The sequence below is a fragment of the Micromonospora sp. KC207 genome (genome assembly GCF_004348615.1).
Taxonomy (GTDB): domain Bacteria; phylum Actinomycetota; class Actinomycetes; order Mycobacteriales; family Micromonosporaceae; genus Micromonospora.
In genome coordinates this window covers 1-2,468 of the sequence record NZ_SMKJ01000513.1, presented here as the reverse complement: position 1 = coordinate 2,468, position 2,468 = coordinate 1, and the positions used below count along the sequence as shown (strand labels likewise).

Annotated in this window: 3 protein-coding genes; all 3 read right to left on the bottom strand. The window is 71.6% G+C overall.

What is annotated here, in order from left to right; all coding sequences use genetic code 11:
- Nucleotides 1–1,372 (bottom strand): hemolysin family protein (locus E1258_RS31965; protein WP_132407622.1); only part of this gene is annotated, 1,372 nt, incomplete at its 3' end.
- A 297-nt stretch (nt 1,373–1,669) separates the two neighbouring features.
- A complete protein-coding gene (gene mnhG, locus E1258_RS31960; RefSeq protein ID WP_243715820.1) occupies nt 1,670–1,993 on the bottom strand; it encodes a monovalent cation/H(+) antiporter subunit G in 324 nt (107 codons plus the stop codon).
- 167 nt (nt 1,994–2,160) lie between these two features.
- On the bottom strand, nt 2,161–2,424 hold the full coding sequence (locus E1258_RS31955; protein WP_132407620.1) for a monovalent cation/H+ antiporter complex subunit F: 264 nt from the start codon (nt 2,422–2,424) through the stop codon (nt 2,161–2,163).
- Between the last annotated feature and the right edge of the window lie 44 nt (nt 2,425–2,468).

Below are 2,468 nucleotides of genomic sequence, written 5' to 3'. Positions count from 1 at the left end.
CACCCGCGCCACCCGCCGCGCCGCCACTCGACCGGCCCGCCGCGCCGCCGGTGAAGCGGAGCCGGACCGAGTCGGCGACGTGCCGGTCCACCGCGAGCACCTCGACCAGGGCACGCGGCTCGGTCTCGGCGTCGCCGTTGACGGGAAGGACGATCTCCAGCCGGTCGCCCACCTCGGGCACCCGGCCCAACTCCCGCATGACCAGCCCGGAGACGGTGTCGTACTCAGGCGCCTCGGGCAGCGCGATACCAGTGCTGTCGGCGACCTCGTCGATCCGCCAGCGCGCCGGCACCACCCAGGACCCGTCGTCCTGCCGGGCCGGGGCACGCTCCGGCGGGTCGTCCTCGTCGCGGATCGGACCAACCAGTTCCTCGGCGATGTCCTCCAGCGTGATCACGCCAGCGAAGCCGCCGTACTCGTCCACCACGCAGGCGAGCTGCCGGTGGCCGACCCGGAGCCGGTCCAGCACCGTCGGCAGCGGAAGGGTCTCCGGCACCAGCAACGGGGGTACGGCCACCGCGCTGACCGGGGTCGTCGCGCGCTTCGCCGGGGGCACGGCCAGCACGTCGGCGATGCCGATCACGCCGGTTAGGTCGTCCACGCCCTCGGCCCCGCGTACGGGAAAGCGGGAGTGCCCGGTGTCGAGCAGCTCCACAACCCGGCTCAACGGCTCGTATGCCCGGACGGTGTGCACGTCGACCCGGGGCACCATGGCCTCCCCGGCGGTCAGCTCCCGGAAGTCGAGCCCCCGATCGAGCAGGTCGGACATTTCGGCATCGAGGTGCCCCTCCTCGCGGGACTCGGCGATGATCTGCTCCAGGTCCTCCGGGGTGGCACCGCTGGGCAGTTCCTCGATCGGCTCGATGCCGACCCGGCGCAGCAGCCGTACGGCGGCCCTGTCGAACAGGGTGATCACCGGCCCGGCGACCCTCAGGTACATCAGGGTGGACCGGCTCAGCGCCCGGGCCAGCGGCTCGGCGCGGGCGATGGCCAGGTTCTTCGGGGCCAGCTCGCCGAGGACCATCTGCACGACGGTCGCGATGAGCAGGGCCAGCGCGACCGACAGCGGCAGGGCGACGGCCGCGGAGGCCCCGGCCACGCCGAGCAGCTCGGCAAGCCCCGCGCCCAGGTACGGCTCGGCGACGTACCCGACCAGCAGCGCGGTCACGGTAATGCCGAGCTGCGCGCCCGAGAGCATGAACGACAGCCGGCCGGTGACCTCCAGGGCCCGGGCGGCGGCCAGGTCGCCTTCGTCGGCGAGCTGCCTGAGCCGGCCCCGGTCCGCGGCGACGTAACCGAACTCCTGGGCCACGAAGTAACCGGTGGCGGCGGTGAGAACGATGATGAGGACGAGTCCGACGACGATCAACACGGGTGGCTCAGGGCTCCCGGGGACGCCAGGACGGGAAAATGCCGGGCACGACCCGGCTGGCTACTGCTGCCCTCCTGGGCAGAAGAGTCGATCATGCAGCCATTTTATCGCCGTCGACTGAGCGCCCGCTGAAGGTGGGCTGATGAAGGTGCAAGGAAGGGCCCCTTGTTAACGCTTGAGGTAGAGAAGGGAGCCCTTCTCACCGCATTGGTGGACGAGCAGCCCTGCCCGCTCCCAGGGCCGACGTGTTAACAAGGGGCCCTTCCTATACCAAATACGTTAACAAGGGGCCCTTCCTTACCCCCCGTCGGCGAGTTCGTCGGCGTCGAGGAGGGAGCGGTCGACCCCGCCCGAGCGGTACGCGGCGCGGCCGACCATCTGGGCTGCCACCGGCGCGGTAGCCAGTTGGAAGACCGCCACCAGCGCGATCATGCCGAGGTCCTCGGGGGTACGCAGCCGCAGCCCGACCCCGGCGAGCAGCAGCATTACGCCGAGCACCTGCGGCTTGGTCGCCGCGTGCATCCGGTCGAGCACGTCCGGGAAGCGCAGCACGCCGATCCCGGCGGCGAGGCTGAGCAGAGCCCCGGCGACCAGACAGCCCGCACCCAGCCAATCTGCCACGGCACCAAGGCTCAGCCAGTGGGAGGAGGCGGCGGCAGCCGTGCTCGGCCAGTCCCGGGTGGCGGTGCCGACACTCAGCCAATCGGAGGTGGTAGCACCGGCGCCTAGCCAGTCGCGGCAGGAGGCGACAGCCACGTTCAGCGGGGCATCGAGAGCGACGGCGGCGTTCACGACTCCTCCCCGACGGCGAAGCGGACCAGGGCCACCGTGCCGACGAAGCCCAACAGGGAGAGCACCACGAGCACAGGCAGGGTGGTGGCGTGGCGGCTGATCGCTGCCTCCGTCCCGACCGCGCCGACCATCGTGTTGAGCAGGACGTCGGACGCGATAACGCGGTCCAGCAGCGACGGGCCGCGGTACATCCGGGCCAGCGCCAGCAGCGCGGTGACCGACAGGAGCACGGTGAGCACGGTGGCAAGGGCGACGGTCACTGGTCGGCCCCCCTTTCGGTGGGACGGGCAGAGTCGGTGGGAGG